The sequence below is a fragment of the Streptomyces sp. NBC_00203 genome, assembly GCF_045206325.1.
Lineage (GTDB): Bacteria > Actinomycetota > Actinomycetes > Streptomycetales > Streptomycetaceae > Streptomyces > Streptomyces lutosisoli.
The window spans coordinates 6,189,324-6,209,863 of record NZ_CP108126.1; the positions used below are offsets into that span (position 1 = coordinate 6,189,324).

At 71.3% G+C, this 20,540-nt stretch carries 20 protein-coding genes; 15 read left to right on the plus strand and 5 right to left on the minus strand.

Translation table 11 applies throughout. The features are described from left to right. Positions 1–146: 146 nt before the first annotated feature. From OG975_RS27720 to OG975_RS27785, 14 genes are all read left to right on the plus strand, one after another. Complete coding sequence (locus OG975_RS27720) at positions 147–1,604, plus strand: menaquinone biosynthesis decarboxylase (RefSeq protein WP_406332095.1); 1,458 nt, start codon at positions 147–149, stop codon at positions 1,602–1,604. Further along, a complete protein-coding gene (mqnP, locus tag OG975_RS27725) occupies positions 1,601–2,503 on the plus strand; it encodes a menaquinone biosynthesis prenyltransferase MqnP (protein ID WP_406332097.1) in 903 nt (300 codons plus the stop codon). Before OG975_RS27720 ends, mqnP begins: the two co-directional genes overlap by 4 nt. 31 nt (positions 2,504–2,534) lie before the next feature. After that, positions 2,535–3,215 carry a UbiX family flavin prenyltransferase gene (locus OG975_RS27730; protein ID WP_406332098.1) on the plus strand — a complete coding sequence of 227 codons (681 nt, stop codon included), beginning with the start codon at positions 2,535–2,537 and terminating at the stop codon, positions 3,213–3,215. Between the two features lie 132 nt (positions 3,216–3,347). Beyond that, positions 3,348–3,803 carry an Lrp/AsnC family transcriptional regulator gene (locus OG975_RS27735; protein WP_406332099.1) on the plus strand — a complete coding sequence of 152 codons (456 nt, stop codon included), beginning with the start codon at positions 3,348–3,350 and terminating at the stop codon, positions 3,801–3,803. A 49-nt stretch (positions 3,804–3,852) separates the two neighbouring features. Continuing rightward, positions 3,853–5,016 (plus strand): aminofutalosine synthase MqnE, encoded by a 1,164-nt coding sequence (gene mqnE, locus OG975_RS27740; RefSeq protein ID WP_330306542.1) that lies wholly within the window; start codon positions 3,853–3,855, stop codon positions 5,014–5,016. Positions 5,017–5,193: 177 nt separating this feature from the next. Further along, positions 5,194–5,880, plus strand: coding sequence for a 2OG-Fe dioxygenase family protein (locus tag OG975_RS27745; RefSeq protein WP_406332100.1), 687 nt, complete (start codon positions 5,194–5,196; stop codon positions 5,878–5,880). A gap of 5 nt (positions 5,881–5,885) precedes the next feature. Beyond that, a complete protein-coding gene (locus OG975_RS27750) occupies positions 5,886–6,674 on the plus strand; it encodes a class I SAM-dependent methyltransferase (RefSeq protein ID WP_406332102.1) in 789 nt (262 codons plus the stop codon). Then, positions 6,671–7,981: a diaminopimelate decarboxylase family protein gene (locus OG975_RS27755; RefSeq protein ID WP_406332103.1), complete on the plus strand. Its 1,311-nt coding sequence runs from the start codon at positions 6,671–6,673 to the stop codon at positions 7,979–7,981. The genes OG975_RS27750 and OG975_RS27755 overlap by 4 nt, the downstream gene beginning before the upstream one ends. Continuing rightward, the gene (locus OG975_RS27760; RefSeq protein ID WP_406332105.1) at positions 7,978–9,228 is read left to right on the plus strand and encodes an MFS transporter; all 1,251 of its coding nucleotides are present in this window, start codon (positions 7,978–7,980) and stop codon (positions 9,226–9,228) included. Before OG975_RS27755 ends, OG975_RS27760 begins: the two co-directional genes overlap by 4 nt. Beyond that, positions 9,225–10,508: an ATP-grasp domain-containing protein gene (locus OG975_RS27765; protein ID WP_406332106.1), complete on the plus strand. Its 1,284-nt coding sequence runs from the start codon at positions 9,225–9,227 to the stop codon at positions 10,506–10,508. Before OG975_RS27760 ends, OG975_RS27765 begins: the two co-directional genes overlap by 4 nt. Further along, the gene (locus tag OG975_RS27770) at positions 10,505–11,668 is read left to right on the plus strand and encodes a GNAT family N-acetyltransferase (protein WP_406332107.1); all 1,164 of its coding nucleotides are present in this window, start codon (positions 10,505–10,507) and stop codon (positions 11,666–11,668) included. Before OG975_RS27765 ends, OG975_RS27770 begins: the two co-directional genes overlap by 4 nt. Then, complete coding sequence (locus OG975_RS27775) at positions 11,574–12,167, plus strand: GNAT family N-acetyltransferase (RefSeq protein ID WP_406332109.1); 594 nt, start codon at positions 11,574–11,576, stop codon at positions 12,165–12,167. The genes OG975_RS27770 and OG975_RS27775 overlap by 95 nt, the downstream gene beginning before the upstream one ends. A gap of 168 nt (positions 12,168–12,335) precedes the next feature. Next, entirely contained in the window at positions 12,336–12,644 is a 309-nt protein-coding gene (locus tag OG975_RS27780) for a DUF4229 domain-containing protein (protein WP_406332111.1), read from the plus strand. Between the two features lie 47 nt (positions 12,645–12,691). Beyond that, on the plus strand, positions 12,692–13,342 hold the full coding sequence (locus OG975_RS27785; protein WP_406332112.1) for a TetR/AcrR family transcriptional regulator: 651 nt from the start codon (positions 12,692–12,694) through the stop codon (positions 13,340–13,342). Here the strand turns inward: OG975_RS27785 and OG975_RS27790 are convergent. The 3 genes from OG975_RS27790 to OG975_RS27800 all read right to left on the minus strand — a co-directional run bounded on the left by OG975_RS27790 (position 13,329) and on the right by OG975_RS27800 (position 16,739). After that, positions 13,329–14,348 (minus strand): hypothetical protein, encoded by a 1,020-nt coding sequence (locus OG975_RS27790; RefSeq protein WP_406332113.1) that lies wholly within the window; start codon positions 14,346–14,348, stop codon positions 13,329–13,331. The genes OG975_RS27785 and OG975_RS27790 overlap by 14 nt on opposite strands. Next, on the minus strand, positions 14,345–15,637 hold the full coding sequence (locus OG975_RS27795; RefSeq protein ID WP_406332114.1) for a DUF6716 putative glycosyltransferase: 1,293 nt from the start codon (positions 15,635–15,637) through the stop codon (positions 14,345–14,347). The genes OG975_RS27790 and OG975_RS27795 overlap by 4 nt, the downstream gene beginning before the upstream one ends. Positions 15,638–15,857: 220 nt before the next feature. Further along, complete coding sequence (locus tag OG975_RS27800) at positions 15,858–16,739, minus strand: MaoC/PaaZ C-terminal domain-containing protein (protein ID WP_406332115.1); 882 nt, start codon at positions 16,737–16,739, stop codon at positions 15,858–15,860. A 784-nt stretch (positions 16,740–17,523) separates the two neighbouring features. On the opposite strand from OG975_RS27800, the gene OG975_RS27805 reads away from it, so the two are divergent. Next, positions 17,524–19,440: an AMP-dependent synthetase/ligase gene (locus tag OG975_RS27805; RefSeq protein WP_406332116.1), complete on the plus strand. Its 1,917-nt coding sequence runs from the start codon at positions 17,524–17,526 to the stop codon at positions 19,438–19,440. Between the two features lie 66 nt (positions 19,441–19,506). Here the strand turns inward: OG975_RS27805 and OG975_RS27810 are convergent, their stop codons facing one another. Together OG975_RS27810 and OG975_RS27815 are read right to left on the minus strand one after the other, a co-directional pair. After that, a complete protein-coding gene (locus tag OG975_RS27810; RefSeq protein WP_406332117.1) occupies positions 19,507–19,824 on the minus strand; it encodes an AzlD domain-containing protein in 318 nt (105 codons plus the stop codon). Continuing rightward, positions 19,821–20,504: an AzlC family ABC transporter permease gene (locus OG975_RS27815; protein ID WP_406332118.1), complete on the minus strand. Its 684-nt coding sequence runs from the start codon at positions 20,502–20,504 to the stop codon at positions 19,821–19,823. The genes OG975_RS27810 and OG975_RS27815 overlap by 4 nt, the downstream gene beginning before the upstream one ends. Positions 20,505–20,540: the final 36 nt, after the last annotated feature.

The window sequence follows — 20,540 nt, forward strand, 5'->3', positions numbered from 1 at the left end:
CAGCCAAAGAACCGGCCCACGGGGTCTGGGGCGGAGCCCCAGAAGGATGGGACGGGTAGGGGCGGCGGGGGCGAAGAACCGCCCGGTCGCCCCGTGACGGTGGGGCGCGCGCAGGCGTGGGGTGGGGCTCGGCGATACTGGAACGCATGGCTTACGACGATCTTCGCTCCCTGCTGAGGGCACTGGAGCGCGAGGGCGACCTCAAGCGCATCAAGGCCGAGGTGGACCCGTACCTGGAGGTCGGGGAGATCGTCGACCGGGTACAGAAGAGTGGTGGGCCCGCGCTGCTCTTCGAGAACGTGCGCGGGGCTTCCATGCCGCTCGCCATGAATGTGTTCGGGACCGATCGGCGGCTGCTCAAAGCCCTGGGGCTGAAGTCGTACGGCGAGATCAGCGACAAGATCGGCGGGCTGCTCAGGCCCGAGCTCCCGCACGGGTTCGTCGGCGTCCGCGAGGCCTTCGGCAAGCTCGGCGCCATGGCCCACGTACCGCCGAAGAAGGTGAAGTCCGACAACGCGCCCGTGCAGGAGGTCGTCCTGCACGGTGACGAGGTCGACCTCGACGCCCTCCCCGCTCTCTTCACCTGGCCTCAGGACGGCGGCTCCTTCTTCAACCTCGGGCTCACCCACACCAAGGACCCCGAGTCCGGCATCCGCAACCTCGGGCTCTACCGCCTCCAGCGCCACGACAAGCGCACCATCGGCATGCACTGGCAGATCCACAAGGACAGCCGGAACCACTACCAGGTCGCGGCCCGCCGCGGTGAGCGGCTGCCCGTCGCCATCGCCTTCGGGTGCCCGCCGGCAGTCACCTATGCCTCCACCGCTCCCCTCCCCGGCGACATCGACGAGTACCTCTTCGCCGGGTTCATCCAGGGCAAGCGGATCGAGATGGTGGACTGCAAGACCGTTCCGCTTCAGGTCCCCGCGAACGCGGAGGTCGTACTCGAAGGGTGGCTGGAACCCGGGGAGATGCTCCCCGAAGGGCCGTTCGGCGACCACACCGGGTTCTACACGCCGCAGGAGCCGTTCCCGGCGCTCACCATCGACTGCGTCACCATGCGCAGGCGCCCGCTGATCCAGTCGATTGTTGTGGGGCGACCGCCGACCGAGGACGGGCCCCTCGGGCGGGCCACCGAGCGGTTCTTCCTTCCGCTTCTCAAGATCATCGTGCCGGACATCGTGGACTACCACCTCCCCGAGGCCGGCGGCTTCCACAACTGCGCGATCGTCGCGATCGACAAGAAGTACCCCAAGCATGCACAAAAGGTGATGCATGCCATTTGGGGTGCGCACATGATGTCCCTGACGAAGCTCATCGTGGTCGTCGACTCGGACTGCGACGTCCACGATCTGCACGAGGTCGCGTGGCGGGCGCTGGGGAACACCGACTACGGCCGCGATCTCACGGTCGTCGAAGGACCGGTCGACCACCTCGACCACGCCTCCTACCAGCAGTTCTGGGGCGGCAAGGCGGGCATCGACGCGACGAAGAAGTGGCCCGAGGAGGGCTACACCCGGGACGGCGGCTGGCCCGAGATGGTGCTGTCCGACCCGGAGACGGCGGCGAAGGTCGACCGCCGTTGGAAGGAGTACGGCCTGTGAGTTCAGCTTCCGCGGCGCTCCCGCAGCCGGGCCGCACCAAGGCGTTCCTGCGCCTCGTCATGATCGAGCACTCGGTGTTCGCGCTGCCGTTCGCGTACATCGCCGCGCTCACCGCGATGTTCCAGTGGGACAAGAACATCCACTGGGGGCGGCTGCTGCTCGTCACCATCGCGATGGTCGGCCTGCGCACCTTCGCCATGGCCGCGAACCGGATCATCGACCGCGAGATCGACGCCCGTAACCCGCGTACGGCCCATCGTGAGCTGGTCACCGGCGCGATGAGCGTGAAGCACGCGTGGACGGGTGCGTTGGTGGCGCTCGTCTTCTTTCTGGGGGCCGCGGCGCTGCTCAACCCGCTCTGCCTCGCCCTCGCGCCGATCGCCGTGATCCCGATGGTCGTGTACCCGTACGGCAAGCGGTTCACGAACTTTCCGCAGGCCATCCTGGGTCTCGCCCAGGCGATGGGCCCGGTCGGCGCCTGGATCGCCATCTCCGGCGAGTGGTCCTGGGACGCCGTCGTCCTCGGTCTCGCGGTGGGCGTCTGGATCGGTGGCTTCGATCTCATCTACGCCTGCCAGGACGTCGAGACCGACCGCGAGGTCGGGGTCATGTCCGTCCCCGCGCGCTTCGGGATCCCGGCCGCGATCTGGGGTGCGCGTGTCTGTCACGCCGTCACCACGGCCCTGCTCGTCTGGTACGCCCTGGCCACCGGGGCCGGTGCCTTCTTCTGGTTCGGCCTGGTGATCGTCGCGGGCGCCTTCCTCTACGAGCACTCCATCGTCAAGCCGAACGACCTGTCCCGTCTGAACCGCGCGTTCTTCAGCGTCAACGGATTCATCGGCATCGCCCTCTTCGCGTGCGCCCTGCTCGATCTGCTGGTGCGCGGGCTCACGGTCTGAATCTCGGCGGTGGCCGGATAGGCTCGACACCATGAAGCCAGGACAGACGCAGCGCCGGCCTTGGATCGTGGGGGTGTCGGGCGCCTCCGGTACGCCGTACGCCGCCGCTGTGCTGCGTGCGCTTCTGGAGGCGGGGGAGAGCGTCGACCTGGTCGTCAGCAGGGCCTCGCGGCTCACGCTGCTCGACGAGACCGGCCTGCCCTTCCGTGACGCCCACTGGCAGAACGACCTGCGGGAATGGCTGGCGCGCGGCGCCGACGGCAAGCCTGGCACCTTCGACGTGAACATCGATGACGTACGTCATTGGAGCGCCGGTGACCTGGCGGCGGGGCCGTCCTCGGGCTCGTACCCCACGAAGGGCATGCTCATCGTGCCCGCCTCCACCGCCTGCGTGGCCGGCGTCGCCCTCGGGCTGTCGAAGGACCTGTTGCAGCGTGCGGCGAGCGTGACCCTCAAGGAGGGGCGGGGGCTCGTCGTCGCGGTCCGCGAGACTCCGTTGAACGGGCAGACGCTGCGGCACCTGGTCTCCCTGGACGACGCGGGCGCGACCGTGCTGCCCGCCTCGCCGGCGTTCTACGCGGGGGCCACGCACATCCAGGACCTGGTGGACTTCGTCGCCGGACGGGTCCTCGACGCGGCGGGCGTCGAGCACGGCCTGTACCGGCGGTGGGAGGGCGAACTGGGCGGCGGGTCCCGGTCCGGCACCACCTGAGCAGCACCTGAGCAGCACCTGCACAGCACTTGAACAGCACCTGAGCACGTCGCACTACCCGCTCAGCACGCAGCATTCAGCACTTACTTCAGGAACACTCTCCAGACCTTTTCAGTGGAAGGCTTCGATCGCATGGACGCGGTGGACAGGCAGCTCATCCAGGCCCTGAGGGAGAACGGCCGGGCCTCCTACGCGGAGCTGGGGCGCCTCGTCGGTCTGTCGGGACCCAGCGTCACCGACCGCATCAACCGGCTGGAGGCGGCGGGCGTCATCACCGGCTACCGCGCGACGGTCGACGCGGCCTCGCTCGGCCTCGGCGTCACCGCCCTGATCGGCATCTCGCTCTCCGACGCCGCCGACCACGAGGACGTGGCCCGGCGGCTGCGGGACCTCAGCGAGATCGAGGACTGCTGGTTCATCGCGGGCGACGACTCGTTCATGCTCAAGGTGCGGTCGAGCGACGTGGACGGCCTGGAGAAGACCATCCGGCGGCTGTCGGGAACGAAGGGCGTCTCCCGGACCCGTACGACGATCGTGCTCTCCACGAAGTGGGAGAACCGGGTCGGAGAGCTGCCCGAAGAGGAGTGATGGGGTAGGCGTACGGTTGGGTTGGTTCGTCACGAGGAGAGGTAAAAGCATGGATGTCGGGCTCAAGCGCGAGCTGGAGGACAAGGTCCGGGCCGGTGAGCGGCTGACCCGTGAGGACGGCATCGCGCTGTACGAGTCGGACGACCTGGCCTGGCTGGGCGGGCTCGCCCACGAAGTGCGGACGCGGAAGAACGGCGACGTCGTCCACTTCAACGTCAACCGTCACCTCAACATGACGAACGTGTGCACCGCGTCCTGCGCCTACTGCTCGTTCCAGCGCAAGCCGGGCGAGAAGGACGCGTACACGATGCGCATCGAGGAGGCCGTCCGCCTCGCCAAGGCGATGGAGGGCGAGAACCTCACCGAGCTGCACATCGTCAACGGCCTGCACCCGAACCTGCCGTGGCGCTACTACCCGCGGTCGCTGAGCGAGCTGAAGAAGGCCCTCCCGAACGTCTCGCTGAAGGCGTTCACGGCGACGGAGATCCACCACTTCGAGACCATCTCCGGGCTGTCCGCCTCCGAGATCCTCGACGAGCTCATCGACGCGGGGCTCGAATCCCTCACCGGCGGTGGCGCCGAGATCTTCGACTGGGAGGTCCGGCAGCACATCGTGGACCACCGGACGCACTGGGAAGACTGGTCGCGCATCCACCGGCTCGCGCACGAGAAGGGTCTCAAGACCCCGTGCACGATGCTGTACGGCCACATCGAGGAGCCCCGCCACCGCGTCGACCACGTGCTGCGGCTGCGTGAACTCCAGGACGAGACCGGCGGCTTCCAGGTCTTCATCCCGCTGCGCTACCAGCACGACTTCGTGGACATGAAGGACGGCAAGGTGCGTAACCGCCTTCAGGCGCGTACGCAGATGGCCACCGGCGCCGAGGCACTGAAGACCTTCGCCGTCTCCCGGCTGCTGTTCGACAACGTGCCGCACGTCAAGGTCTTCTGGGTGATGCACGGCGTGCAGACCGCTCAGCTCGCCCTTCAGCACGGCGCCGACGACATGGACGGCTCGGTCGTCGAGTACAAGATCACGCACGACGCGGACAACTACGGCACGCCGAACAAGCTGACCCGCGACGACCTGCTCGACCTGATCCGCGACGCCGGGTTCCGGCCGGTGGAGCGGAACACGCGGTACGAGATCATCCGCGAGTACGAGGGTGCCGACCCCGAGCGCCGGGAGTCGCCGCAGCCGATGCGGGTCTGACCCCCCGAACTCCCGACAAGCCCCGGCTCTCCGCCGGGGCTTGTCGCGTTTTCACAGCCAAGGCAAAGCTCCTGGAAACATCGATTTAACACGCAGACATCTACGCGTGTTGACTCTGCTGACTACAGTCTTGATCCCTCGTCAACCAGCTGAAGCTGAAGGGGAGTTGGACAGGGAATGGGGCTCAACGCACAAGGCTTCACGATCTTCGACATACCGGCGCTGGACGAGGAGGCGCTGGCGGAGTTCGCGAAGCTTCCGCTCGACAAGTACACGGGGTCACGGCAGCGCTACCGCCGCTACTCGCAGTTCCGGCTGACGCACGAGGAGAGCTGGACGGCCGAGCTGCTGCCGCACCGGGAGTTCGCGCAGTCGAAGGAGTACAACCCGCTCGTGGGCGGCCAGGCGCGCGGCTTCGAGCCGCTCACCGTCATGCCGGCGGCGCTGATCTCCGCCGCCGCCGAGGCCCTCGGGCTCGACCGGGACGCGGCCTGGCAGATCAATCTGCACCAGGTGCGCATCGTCTCCGCCCCCGGCGTCCAGGGCGTCGCCGTACCGGAGGGCCCGCACCGCGACGGCCACCACTACACCGTCACCGCGGTCAGCCGCCGCCACAACATCAGCGGCGGCGAGACCCAGCTCATGCCGTCCGGCGGCGGCGAACCGTTCTTCCGTACGGTGCTGCAGCCCGGTCAGGCCATCGCGCTCAACGACCGCGAGATGTTCCACCACGCCACCGACATCGAGCACCTCGACGAGAGCGGCGGGCTGCGCGATGTGTGGCTGATGGCCGTGAACCCGTGGGACGAGCGGCGGTACGGGGAGGAGTGGGAGGCGAAGGTCCTCCAGGGACAGCGGGCGTAGCCGCGATGACGACAGAAGCACTGTTGGAGCAGGCGGCGCTCTACGACCGGATCGGCATCGGCTACGCGGGGGTGCGCAAGCCCGATCCGCGCTGGGCCGCCGCGATCCGGGAAGCCGTCGGCGAGGCGCGCAACGTCATCAACGTCGGCGCGGGCGCGGGTTCCTACGAGCCGGCGGACGTGCCGCTGCTCGCGGTCGAACCGTCGGCCGCGATGCGCGCCCAGCGCCCGGCCGGCGCCGCCCCCTGCCTGATCGGGCGGGCCGAGGAACTGCCCTTCGACACCGGGCAGTTCGACGTGGCCCTCGCCGTGCTCACCGTGCACCACTGGTCGGACCTCGCGGCCGGGATCGCCGAACTGCGGCGCGTGGCACGGCGGTTCGTGGTCGTCACGTACGACATGGCGGTGCAGCGGGAGTTCTGGCTGACCCGGGAGTATCTGCCGGAGATCGCGGAGGCGGAGGAGTCCCGGGTGCCGTCGCTGCCGTATCTGACGGAACTCCTGGGTACGGATGCCCCGGAAGTGCCGGACGTGCGGGTGCTGCCCGTGTGGCACGACTTCACCGACGGTTTCATGACCGCCTTCTGGCGGCGGCCCGACGCCTATCTGGACCCGGCTCGCCGCCGGTCCTGTTCGGCGTTCGCGCTGACCGACCCGGGGGCGGTGGAGCGGGGCATCGGGCGGCTGCGCGCCGACCTGGAGTCCGGGGCGTGGGCGCGGCGGCATGCCGGGCTGCTGGAGCGGGACCGTATCGACGCCGGGTTCCGGCTGATCACAGGGGGGAGCGGCGGATGACGGGCGGCACGCGGGGCGGGGACACCCCCGGCGGGGACACGCGGGGCTGGGACGGCGAACGGCTCGCGGAGATCGCGGGGCGGTACGGCACCCCCGTACACGTCCTCGACATCGCGCGGGCCGAGCGCGCGGCGGACGACCTGCTGGCCGCGCTCGGCGGGCTCGGGCGGCCGGGGCGGGCGTACTACTCGGTCAAGACCAACTATCTGCCCTACCTGCTGGAGCGGTTCGCGGGGCGCGGGCTCGGCGCGGACGTGGTGTCCGGCTATGAGCTGCGGGCCGCGCTGCGCGCCGGGTTCGCGCCGCGGGACATCGTCTTCAACGGGCCGGTGAAGACCGAGGACGAACTCGCCCTGGCGGTACGGGAGTCGGTGCGCGTCAATATCGACGGCGAGCACGAGATCGCCACGCTGGAACGGGCGGCGGCGTCGGCCGGGGTGACGGCGGAGGTCGGGCTGCGGCTGTTTCCGGGCGTGCCCGTCGCCACCTCCAGCGACCCCGCGTTCGTGGCGGCGGCCGAACGGACCGCCGTGCGGGGGAGGTTCGGCTGGCCGACCGGCTCGCGCGAACTGGAGCGGGTCATAGGCGCGATACGGGCGGCCCCGCATCTGCGGCTGACCGCCGTCCACGCGCACCTCGGCAGCCAGATCGTCTTCCCCGAGCTGCTTCTCGCCGCCCTCGACCCGGTGCTCGCCGAGGCGGCGCGGCTCGGGGTGCGGGAGGTCAACATCGGCGGCGGCTTCGGCGTGCCGGGGATTCTCCGGCCGCGCGGCACCGACCGCTCACCGGGGCCCGGGCTCGACCCGGCCGCCTTCCTCACCTCGGTCGACAAGCGGATGGCCGAACTCGGCCTCGCGGACGCAGTGGTGGCGTGCGAACCGGGGCGGCTGCTCGTCTCCGACGCGATGTGCCTGCTCACCCGGGTCATGTCCCGCAAGGAACTCCCGGACTCCCGCTGGCTGATCCTCGACGCGGGGCACCACATCGCACCCTGGACGGGCACGGGCGAGGTCCACCGCTTCCAGCCGCTCGGCCGTGACTTCTCGCCGGACCTCGTCCCCTGGTCCCTGGCGGGCCCGCTCTGCTACGAAGCGGACATCCACGCCCCGGACTCCGAGCTGCCGGCCGACCTGAACGTGGGCGATCTGCTGGTGATGCACGACTCGGGCGCGTACGCGCTCGGGCGCAGCAACAACTTCATCCGCATGCGCGCCGGTGTCGTCGCCATCGAGGGGGAGCGGGCGGACGTGGTGTGGCGGGCCGAGACGGACGAGGACGTGTTCCGGTTCGCGGTGGCGCCCTCATGAAGGGGCTCGTCGCGCGCTACGGCGAACTCCTGCGCCTCCCCGGCGCCCGCGACGCCGTCGTGTACGCCGCCTGCGCGCGGCTCGCCGTGACCATGATCCCCGTCGCGCTGCTGCTCACCGTCGTGGAGGCGGGGCGCTCGTTCGGGGTCGCGGGCGGGGCCGCGGGGGCGTACGCCGTCGGCAGTGCCTGCGGGCAGCCGGTGGCGGGGCGGATCATGGACCGGGCGCGCGCCTCCATCGTGCTGCGCGTCCTGGGGACGGCCGTGTTCGTGGCGCTGCTCGGCACGGCGGGCGCCGCCCGGCACGCCCCGGTCGCCGCCCTGTTCGGCTGCGCGCTCCTCGCGGGCGCCCTCGCGCCCCCCGTCGGCGCCTCCGTGCGCGCGCTGTGGCCGAGGCTCACCGACGACGAGACCCTGCGGCAGCGGGCGTACTCCTTCGAGGCCACGCTGACCGAGTTCCTGTACATCGCGGGGCCCTCGCTGATCACGCTGCTCGCGGCGACGATCGGCGCGTTCGAGGCGCTCCTGGTGGCGGCCGTGGTGATGGCCTCCGGCACATGGGGGTACGCGCGGGCGCACGTCGTGAGGGATCTGCGCCCCTCGCGCGCCGTGCGCGCCCCCGCCGAGCGCCGGAAGCGGCGCCCGGTCGCCGCGCTCACCGTCCTCACCGCCATCGGCCTGACCGCCGCCCTCTCCAGCGCGCTCGCCGTCGCGGTCGCCGCCCTGCTCGACGACATCGGCTCGACGACCGCGCTCGCCGGGGTACTGCTCGCCTCGCAGTCGGCCGGCAGCGTGGTGGGCGGCCTGGTGTACGGATCGCGGCACAGGTCGGGCACCACGTACGCCCGCTACATACGGCTGCTCGTCGTGCTCACCCTCGGCCTCGCCCTGCTGCCGCTGGCGGCGCTCGCGCACGGCACCGTCGCCGTCGTCGTGCTCGCCGTGCTGCTGATCGGCAGCGGTACGCCCATCGCGCCCGCCGGAGCCGAGGAGTTCCAGCTCATCGGCGACATGACCGAGGACGGCCGGATGACCCAGGCCTTCGCGGGCGTCGGCAGCTTCATCCAGGCCGGCAGCGCCGCCGGGTCCGCGGCGGCGGGCGTCGTCGCGCAGCATCTCGGCGCCTCGCCCGCACTGCTGATGCCCGCCGCGTGCACGGCGCTCGCCCTCGTCCTCGTCTGCGCCGCGCGGCGCCCCATCGCGGCGGCGACCACCCCCCTCGGCCCGTTGGAAAGGAACCCCGCATGACCAGCGCCACCCCGACTCCCGTGATCGCCGTCATCGAGAGCCAGCTCTCCGACTTCGGGCTCACCCCGCTGCGCGCCGCCCACGAACTCGGCTACCGCGCCGTCCTGGTGAGCAACGACCCCGACCGCTACCGGGCCGTCTCCACCGCCGACGAGGTGTACGCCAAGTACATCGACGGCATCCTCACCGCCGACACCAACTCGGCCGAGGCCGTGATCGAGGCGCTCACCCCCTTCCACACCGAGGGTGTGCTGCGCGGGGTGATGACGGTGACGGACTACAACATCCCGATCGTCGCCCGGATCGCCGCCCACTTCGGGCTGCCCGGCATGGACGTGGACGCGGCCGCCGCCTGCCGCGACAAGCTGGTCCAGCGGGAGATGATGCGGGCCGCCGGCGTCGCCGTACCGCGCTTCACGCAGGCGGTGACCCAGGAGGACGCGCTCGCGGCGGCCGAGGAGTTCGGGCTGCCTGTCGTCGTCAAGCCGATGACCGAGTCGGCGAGCATCGGCGTCAGCCTGTGCCGCACCCCGGAGGAGGTCGCCGCCGCGCACCACGCCATCGCCTCCGTCCCGCTGAACTTCCGCGGCCAGCCGCGCCGCCCCGGCGCACTCGTCGAGGAGTACCTGATCGGCTACGAGCTGAGCGCCGAGATCGTCCACGACGGCACGGAGCACCGGGTGATCGGCCTGACGGACAAGGCGCTCGGCCCGCACCCCTACTTCGCCGAGCTCGGCGAGATCTTCCCCTCCGTGCTCTCCGAACCGGTGCGGACGGCCTGCTCGGACCTCGTGATCAGCGCCCTGCGCGCCGTCGGCCATGACTTCGGCGCCGCGCACGTCGAGGTCAAGGTCACCCAGGACGGCCCGTACATCGTCGAGATCAACGGGCGGATGGCCGGCGCCGAGATCCCCCGGCTGATCCTGGAGTCCACCGGCATCCACATGCAGCGCGAGGTCACCCTCCTGCACGCGGGCCGCCCCGCCGACCTCACCCCGACCCAGGACCGCGCCGCCGTCTCCCGCTACCTCACCGCGTCGACGGCCGGTGTGCTGGCCGGCGTCGAGGGCGCCGACCTGGCCCGCCGTGTCCCCGGTGTCGTCGCGGTCGTCCTGCACCCCAAGAACGGCAAGCCGGTGAAGCCCGCCCAGAGCAACCTCGACTACCTCGGCACGGTCGTCGCCACCGCCGACACCGCGGGCGACGCCCTGCGCTGCGCGGACGCGGCCGTCGGCCAGCTGACCCCGGTCGTCGTCGCCGAGGCGGGGGGCGTCGCGTGAAGGTACGGATCCAGCGCAGCCCGCACGGCCTGGACGCCACCTGGGACACGGCCTTCGGGGCGCGGTCCTTCTTCTCCGCGACCCCCTGGCTGAAGCACGCGTACGCGACTGCGGCGACCGCCCCGTACTACTTCATGGGCCACGAGGACGACGACCTCCTCGCCGCGCTCCCCGCCCACCCCCTCGAAGCCGACGTGCCGTACGTCTTCTGCCGGCCCGACTTCGTGCTCGGGCGCCGTTACGACGTGCCCTGGGCCGAGGAGCTGATGCCCGCGCTCGCGCTCGGCGGGCGCAACCCCTCGCACGGGAAGGCGGCCGCCCGGGACGCGGGCGCGCTGCGGGCCGTGCTGGAGGCCGCCGAGGAGCGGGCGCGCGAGGACGGCATGCGGTCCGTGTGCTTCCTGTACGTCGACGAGGACGACGAGGCGCTGCGGGCGGCGCTCTCCGGGGCCGGGTACACGGACCTGCCGTTCGAGACGGCGTACTCGCTCGCCGTGCCGTCCGCGGCCGAGGGCGGCTTCGACGCCTACCGGGCCCGCTTCGGGCGAGAGACACGGCGCCGCATCCGCCGCGACCTGCGCGCCCTGGACACCGCGGGCGTGACGTACCGCCTGGAGGGCCTGACCGACGACCTCATCGACCGGATCGCCCCCCTCGAACTCAACCTGTACGCCAAGTACGGCACCCCCGCCGACGCGGACGCCTTCCGCCGCGTCCTGCACAGCATCGCGACGCACACCGGCGACACCGTCCGCGTCCTCACCGCCGAGCTGGACGGGAAGCTCGCGGGATTCGTGCTCTTCTTCACCCACCGCGGCGAGATGTACGCCCGCCAGACCGGCTACGACTACACGGTCAAGGGTGAGGTCCCCCTCTACTTCGGCCTCCTCTATTACGAGCTGCTCCAGCTCGCCGTCTCGGAGGGCGTGACGGCGATCCACTACGGCACCGGCTCGGGGAACGTGAAGCTGTCGCGCGGGTGCGTGGGGCGGGCGCAGCTGGCGTACGTGAAGGCGTTCGACCCGGTCACGGCGGATCGGGTGGCGGAGCTTACGCTCGCTGAATATGGAGCGGATATCCCAGGAGAGCCAGAAGGGGCAGGAGAGCCAGGAGGGGCAGCCGAGCCAGGAGAGGCACGAGAGGCTGACCTTCCGGCTTGACCCCGAGCTCACGCCCGCGTTCCTCGACGAGCTGACCCGGCTGTGGGCGGACGTCAGCAACGCGGGCGGCGCGATCGGCTTCGCCGGCACGGTGACGGACGAGGAGGTACGTCCCGAAACCGACCGGTACGCGCAGTCGCTGGCCGCCGGCCGCCACCGGCTGCTCGCCGGGCTCGACTCCGCCGGACGGCTGCGCGCCACCGCCTTCCTCGGCTTCAACACGCACCGGCTCCAGGGCCACTGGGCCTGGCTGACCACGGTCATGATCGACCCGTCGCTCCAGCGCGGCGGCCATGGCCGGGCCCTGCTCGACGCCGCCGAGGAGCACGCCCGCGCGCTGGGCCTGGAGGCCCTGAAGCTGACCTGCCGCGGCGGCCACGGCCTGGAGCACTTCTACGCCTCCTGCGGCTACAAGGAGGTGGGCCGGGTGCCCGGGGGACTGCGGGTGTCGGCCGACGACTACCGCGACGACATCATGATGTGGCTCCCGCTGCTCTGATCTGCCGCCGGTACCCACCGATGCCGATGCCGATGCCCCTGCCGCTGCCGCTGCCGCTGCCGCTGCTGCTGTCGCGGCCCCCGTGCAAGATCGCCGCCCGGGCGTGCTTCACTGGACGGTGCCCTTTGGGAACGTTCGAAACGGTTCGGAACGGAAGAGTGGATTGACATGGGCCGCTACACGCTGATGCGCCTTGGGATCTTCGCGGCCTGCCTCGTGGTCGTCTGGGGCCTCGTCTACTCCGGCATCGCCCCGCGCGGACTCGGCGACTCCAACTACATGTGGGTCGTCCTGCTCTCCCTGCTGATCTCCGCCCCGATCAGCTTCGTCGTGCTGCGCAAGGAGCGCGACCGGGCCTCGGCCCAGGTCGTCGCGCGTGTCGACCGCATGAAGGCCAACCTGGAGAGCAACCGCAGCCAGGAGGACGAGACCGTGGACGACGCCGCCCGCCAGGGCGCGCAGGGTCAGACCTCCTGAACCTTCCCTGTGCACGGTAAGCGGTGGCCGATCGTACGCTTGCCCGCATGGGTGCTGTGAAGAACAAGCGCATGCCGCGTGCGGTACGTGAACAGCAGATGCTGGACGCGGCCGTACGGACCTTCGGGCAGCGGGGGTACCGGGCCGCGTCGATGGACGAGATCGCCGAACTGGCAGGCGTGTCCAAGCCGTTGGTGTATCTGTACCTGAACTCGAAGGAAGACCTCTTCACCGCGTGCATCCGGCGCGAGGCCAAGGCGCTCACCGACGCCGTCCGCGCGGGCGTACAGCCCGGTCTGGCCGCCGACCGTCAACTCTGGGAAGGGCTGGCGGCGTTCTTCACGCACACCGCCGAGAACCCCGACGGCTGGGCTGTCCTGCACCTCCAGGCCCGTACGCACGGCGAGCCGTTCGCCGCCGAGGTCTCCGCGATGCGCGAGGAACTCGTCGTGTTCGTCACGCAGTTGATCGTCGTCGGGGCTCGCGAGGCACACCGTGACCCGACCCTGCCCGAGCGCGAGGTCGCCGGGCTCGCGGAGGCGCTGGTCGGCGCCGCCGAGTCCCTCGCGGCCTGGGCCAACGCGACCCCGGGCGTCTCCGCCAAGCAGGCCGCCGCGACCCTGATGAACTTCGCCTGGGCGGGCCTGGGCGACCTCATGGAGGGGCGGCCCTGGTCACCTCCCGTCAGGAGTGGATGACCTCCGTCAGGAAGGCCTCCGCCAGGAAGGCCGCCGCCCGCTCGGACGTGTCCGGCTCCAGCCAGTCGGTGACATCCGCGCACACGGTGACCTCCACACCCGTACCGGCGAGGACCGGGGGCAGGGTGTGCAGGGCCGTGGACGGCAGCGCGACCAGGGTGTCGGCGACCGGCCCCTTCAACAGCATGATCTCCAAGGGGAGTTCGGGGCGTACGATCTCCAGCTCGCCGTACTCGGCGAGCAGGCGCAGCTTGTCCGGGTCCTCGCGGCGGTGCGCGAAGTAGCGTTCGGCGTTCAACTGGTGGGCCAGCGCCGCCACTTCATGGACGTACCGGCCGGGGTCGACCAGTCCCGTCTCGGCGAGCGAGGTGCCGATCATGTCGACGCCCGGGCGCACCTGCGGCGGCCCGTACCGCTGCCGCGCCCAGCTGTAGCTGTGGAGGGAGACGATCGCGCCGGGAGGCGCACTCGTGGCCGCCCGGCAGGTGAAGACCTCAAGTCGTGTGCCGGGCCCGGGAGTCAGGCGGCGAGCGGCGCGGGCGGCCGCCCCCGGCGCGGATCCCGTGTGGTGCCAGCGGACCAGCGGACGGCCCGCGAGCGGCTCGGGGGAGAGCTCCAGGGCGGCCGTGCCGTCGTCGAGCAGGACGAAGTCCCGGGTACGGGCGAGGGGCAGCAGCCGCTGAATGATCCCCGAGAAGGGGTCGCCGATGACGAGCCGGTCGGCGGTGGTGAGCTTCCGTACGAGCGAGGCCAGGGCGTGCGCGAAGCCGACCGGCACCTTGCGGATGTCGTACAGGCCGACGTCGATGCCCTCGGCGCGGGCCACGTCCGCCATCACCCCCAGCTGGTGACGGGTGGCCGGGTCGAGGGGAAGGAGTACGGCGGCCTCGCACCGTACGGGCTCCGGGGCTCCGTCGCGCTCGCCGAGCGCCCACTCCAGAAGGTTGAGGAGCTGGGCGGGGCTCTCGACGAGGGCGAGGGCGAGGGCGACCGGGCGGGCTGTCATCCCTGTCCCCAGCGGCGGAGGGTGGGGGCGACCTTCTCGCGGCCCACGCGGTAGAGGGACTTGGCGCCGCTGCGCGCGACCCGGCGGACGACCGCCTTGACGGGGCCCGCACCGCCCGTGCCCAGGGGGACCGGCAGCGGCCTGCCCTTCTCGTCGAAGCCGTTGCGTTCCAGGATGCCGCCGAGGTAGACGCCGGCGCGCTGCGGTGAGTAGTACGGCCGCAGCGGTGGCAGCGGGCCGGCGGCACGCAGCGCGGCGAGGCGGGCGCGGGCGGCGGCGTACGGGTCGGTCTTGCCGATGCCCTGACGTGCCGCCCACGCCGGGTCGGGGAGGGGCCGCGCGCCCGCGTCGAGGTCGTCCCAGGAGGCGAGGCAGCCGGAGTGCACGAAGTAGTGGTTGCCGTGCGCCTCGCGGACACCGAAGTCGGTGAGGATCGCGGTCGGGATGTCCCGGTGCATCGACTCCAGCGCGGCCGTGGAGCTCACGGTCACCAACAGGTCGGTGCGGTCGAGGACTTCGCCCATGTGACCGTAGACGAGCTGGAGGTTGGGCGGCGCGGGCTCGGCCAGCTCCTCGATGAGCACCTGGTACGGGTTGGCTTCGACATGGGTCGTGTGCTCGCCGGGGAGGCTGCGCAGCTTCATCAGGACGAGCCGGTCGGGATGGCGCCGGGCGTGCGCGGCGGCGCGTTCCAGCAGCTTCAGCCGGGATTCGCGGCCCTTGGGCACGGAGGGCTGGACGGCGAAGGTGAGCGTGAACGGCCGGTCGGGGGAGGGCGTGTACGGATCACCGCCGAGGAACGGCAGCGCACACTCCACCACCGCGTCCGGATCGACACCGACACTCGCGAAGGCTTCGCGGAACCGGTCGGCGTCGTACGCGCTGTTGGCGAGGACGACATCGGTGCCGGCGCGGGTGAGGAGCCCGTCGACCATCTTCTCGTAGACGACGCCGACGTACCCGGTGACGGTGACCGGCCGCCGCTCGCGCGCAGCCCAGGCGATCCCCAGGCTGTGGGTGAGCGCCAGCGTCGTACCACCGGCGGTGGCCAGGACGACGACATCCGCCCCGGCCAGCTCCTCGTCGTCCACCAGCTCGGCCGCCGCGACCTCGCGCCGGGTGTCGGGCACGATCCCGATCTCCGCGAGCTGGCGTTCCGTCGGGGTGGCCCGGGTGCGCAGGAAGACGGCGTCGAGCGCGTGCTCGGGCGCGATCTGCCGTGCGACCGACGCGCCCCACTTCCAGCGGGTGTCCGAGTCGGCGAGTACGGCGATACGTCTGGGGGGCATGGCTCAGGAGCCCTTCCTGGCGTGGGTGCGGCGAAGTGAGCCGAGGCTAGGAACGGTGTCTGAGCGTGGGATGAGGACCTGCTTGAAGGAACCTTGGGTGGCTAGGGACAGCCTGTGAGGGATTTTTCAACCGGCGCCGCTGACCTGCGGTTTGGCGATGACGTTCCGGTCGGCGCGGTTGCCCGCCCCGCAAACTGTTCGCCCGCTATTGGCCCGCTGTTCATCCGCTTTCCACGGGCAAGGGCCGTACCTCGCCGGTGAGATGCACGCGCTCACCGCCACGGAGCTCGAAAGCGGGCCCCTCGGCGGCGTACGTGACGGTTCCCGGCAGCAGCACCGGCGCCTTGAACGCGGCCCGCACGGTCACCGCGTCCCGCGGCCCGTACTCGGCGAGGCAGCGGGCGACGGTCCACATGCCGTGGGCGATGGCGCGGGGGAAGCCGAAGAGGCGGGCGGTGAGGGGGTGCAGGTGGATGGGGTTGCGGTCTCCGGAAGCGGCGGCGTAGCGACGGCCGACGTCGCCGGCGAGGCGCCATTCGGGGAGGACGGGGAGGGCGGACAGGGGGTTGGTGTCCCCGGGTTCGTGCGGGACGGCGGGTGCTTCGGTCGCTGTGTCCCGGCGCTTCTGGCCGTGCCGCGCGAGGTACGTACTCCTCGACTCCCATACGAGGCTGCCGTCCACCCTCGCCTCGGTCGCGACGGTCGCTTCGGTGCCCCGCCGGTGTGGCGCCAACCCCTCCACGTACACGGTGAGTTCGTATGCGGCCGTGGCTGCCAGCTCCCTCCGTTGCGTGATCTCGATCGAGGTGTGCACCAGGCCGAGCAGCGGGAGCGGGAACCTGCGGCTCGCCATGATCCGCATGGCCACCGGGAATCCGAGGATGTGGGGGTACGTGACGGGCAGTGCGTCCGCTCCTGTGGCGAATCCGCAGACTCGTTCGTAGGCGGCGAGGCGGGCGAGGTCGACGCGGGTGTCGGGAAGGACGAGTCGGGTTGGGGGGACGGTGGCGTTGGGGTGGGGGTGCTTGAGCGGGGAGAGGAGGGCTCCGCGGGCGAGGAGGGGGGTGAGGGAGGGGGGTGCGGTGAGGGTGAGGGTGTGCATGGGGGGCTCCAGGGGGGTGGGTTGAGGTTTCCGTGGGTGGTTCCTTCGCCCCCGCCGCCCCTACCCGTCCCATCCTTCTGGGGCTCCGCCCCAGACCCCGTAGGCCGGTTTTTTGACTGCGGGTGGGTGGGGGTTGCTCGCGCAGTTCCCCGCGCCCCTAAAGACAGGGGGGTGCGCCCGGGGTTCTTTCAGGGGCGCGGGGAACTGCGCGCCCAGCCCCCACCGTCCCGCAGACGACGAACAACCCCAGCCTTTTCAGGGGCGCGGGGAACTGCGCAATCTTTTAGGGGGGTCTGGGGGCGCAGCCCCCAGGAACGGGATGGGACGGGTAGGGGCGGCGGGGGCGAAAGAACCCCGAACTCGACGACGGCCGCGGGACGTTCGGTGCCGGTGAAGCGCAGACAGCGGACGGCCATTGTCCAACTCCCAGCTCGGACGTGCATTTACTCTGGAGTAATGTTACCCAGGGTAAGGCTACGTGAAAGGCGGGGAACGGGTCGAGATGGGCCCCGGCGGACTGTGCCCGGCGCCGGTTCCGGAACATCCGCGCCGCGGCTGTCCAGGAGTGAACATGACACGCCCTCACGTAGCCTCCGAGGTTGCACAGGCCCGGCTCCGGACCATCCCCGAACCCGCACAGCCCCCTCACGTGGGCCCCGTACGATCCCCTACCTACCGCCGGTAACCCTTTTCTGGGGGTGCCCGTCGGTGAACGCCTCGGTGCGCGAGGCACGTACGTCATGCAGCAAGGCAGTTTCGCCGCTGCACGCCTCAGGAGCCGCCCGTGTCCACTCCTTATGTCCACTCCACCGACTACGACGGCACACCCGTCCTCGTGGAGCCCGAGACACGTCGGCTGGACGGGTCGGTGCGAGAGGTGTCCATGCCGCCGTTCGCCCCTCCGGTGACGCACGGATCGCTCGCCGACCTGCCCTTCGACAACGCGAGCGCGGCTCCGGGCGCCGTGGTGCTCAGCCGTAAGACGCGGGACGGCGGCGGCTGGACGGACGTGACCGCCGCCGAGTTCGCCGCCCAGGTGCTGGCCGTGGCGAAGGGGCTGATCGCCGAGGGGCTGGCGCCGGGCGACCGGATCGCCATCATGGCGCGTACCACGTACGAGTGGACGCTGCTGGACTTCGCCGCCTGGGCGGCGGGTCTGGTGACGGTCCCCGTCTACCCCACGTCCTCCGTCTTCCAGGTCCGCTGGATCCTCCAGGACTCGGGCGCGGTGGCTCTGGTCACCGAGACTGTCGCCCAGGCGTCGGCTCTCGGCCCGGAACGCGAACGGCTGCCCGACCTGCGGCACATGTGGGTCATCGAGAAGGGGCACGTGGAGCGTCTGGCGGAGCTGGGCGAGCAGGTCCCGGACCAGGAAGTGGAGATCCGCCGGGGCATGCTGCTCCCGGACACACTGGCCACCCTGATCTACACCTCGGGCACCACGGGCCGCCCCAAGGGCTGCGCGCTCACCCACGGCAACTTCTTCGCCGAGGTCGACAACGCGATCGAGCTCCTCCACCCGGTCTTCAAGGCGGACTCCGGCGACGACGTGTCCGTCCTGCTCTTCCTGCCGATGTCGCATGTCTTCGGCCGGATGGTCGCCATCGCCTGCGTCCGCGCGCGGGTACGTCTCGGTCACGCGCCGAGCCTCAAGGCGGACGATCTGCTCCCGGACCTGGCGAGCTTCAGACCGACGTGTCTGCTGGCCATCCCGTACATGCTGGAGAAGATCTTCAACACCGCCCGCGCCCGCGCCGAGTCGGGCGGCCGGGCCGCGTCCTTCGACCGCGCGGCGGGTGTGGCCATCCGGTACGGCGAGGCCATGGAGGCCCGGCAGACCGGCACCGGTCCCGGCCCGGGCCGCGCGCTGAAGACGGCCCGCGCCTTCTACGACCCCCTCGTCTACCGCCGCATCCGCAACGCCATGGGCGGCCGGGTGCGCAACGCGATCTGCGGGGGCTCCCCGCTCGGCCGCCGCCTCGCCGCGTTCTACGCCGGCGCGGGTGTCGAGATCTACGAGGGCTACGGCCTCACGGAGACCACGGGCGCGGCGACCGTGACGCCCCCGCTCAAACCCCGCCTCGGCACGGTCGGCTGGCCGATGCCCGGCACCAGGGTCCGCATCGCGGCGGACGGCGAGATCCTGCTGGCCGGCGACCAGATCCTGCGCGGCTACTGGGACCCCCAGGCGGGCGGCGTGGTCCCGGCCGCCCCCGACGGCTGGCTCGCCACCGGCGACATCGGCGCCCTCGACGACGACGGCTACCTGACCATCACCGGCCGCAAGAAGGAACTCCTGATCACCTCGGGTGGCAAGAGCGTGGCACCGGCCCCCATGGAGAACTGGCTGCGCTCCCACCCCCTGATCTCCCAGTGCATGCTCCTCGGCGACGCCCGCCCCTACGTCACCGCCCTGATCACCCTGGACCTCGACGGCACCGCCCACTGGCGCCAGATGAACGGCAAGCACTCGGTCCCCGCCGAACTCCTCGTGGACGACCACGAGTTGCGGGCGATCCTGCAACGGGCCGTGGACGAGGCCAACAAACTGGTCTCCCGTCCGGAGTCCATCCGCCGCTTCGCCATCCTGCCCGTGGACTTCACCGAGGAGGCCGGCCATCTGACCCCGTCGATGAAACTACGACGGGAGGCGGTCATGCGGGACTTCGAGCGGGAGGTGGAGGGGCTGTACGAGAAGTGAACGGATCGCTCACCGATGTCGGGTGACGTCGGGTCGTGCGTTCGCTTCGGTGGCCTGCGTGCCGCCTCACGCCACCCCCGTCGCCCGCAGCAGCGCCGTTGTCGCCGCCGCGCCGAGGACGACGGCCACGAACGGTGCCTGCCGCCACGCCAGCACCCCACCGACGAGCACCCCGAGGGGGCGCGCCCACCCGGCGAACCCGTGGGCCTCGGTGAGCGCCCCCGTGACGAGCAGCGCGGCGAGCAGGACCACCGCACCGGCGGACAGCAACTCCTGCACCCGTACGGAAAGTTCGATCCGCCCGTGCAGCAAGGGCCCCACCAGCCGAAAGGCGTACGTGCCGACGGCGAGGACAAGGATGGCGGCGGCCACGGCCGATGTCATGCCGCCCTCCTTGCGGCCAACAGCCCCGCCAACGCCAGCAGTACGGGCACCCCGGCGGGGACGACCGGCGTCACCGCCAGCGCCACCGCCGCTCCGGCGAGCGCGGCCCGCCGTACCCCCGCGTCCTTCCGCAGCGCGGGCAGCACCAGCGCCGCCAGCACCGCGGGGAACGCCGCGTCGAGCCCGTACGTCTCGGTGTCGCCCAGCGCGCTCCCGGCGAGGGCACCGCAGAGAACGCAGAGGTTCCACGTCGCGAACAGGCCGATGCCGGAGATCCAGAAGGCGGCCCGGCGCCGCCCCGGATCGGGCTGGGCCAGGGCGAAGGCGACCGTCTCGTCGGTGACGAGGTGGGCGCCGACGAGCCGGGTGACGCGTCCGCTTCCGATGATGTCGGCGACGGCGAGGCTGTAGGCGGCCGTACGTGTGTTGAGCAGCAGTCCGGTGGCTGCCGCGGCGAACGGTCCGCCCCCGGCCAGCAGCACTCCCACCGTGCTGAACTGGGCGGAGCCCGCGTACACCACCAGCGACATCACCACCGGCACCCAGACGGGCAGCCCGCCCGCGACGGCGATCGCCCCGAACGAGACGCCGACGACCCCGCCGGCGAGACAGACGAGGGCCACGTCCCGGAGCAGCTCCGGATCGCGTACGACAAGGGGTGTTCGGAGAAACGAACGCATGTTTTCTACAATGAACAGTGAGCCCCCTGTTCGTCA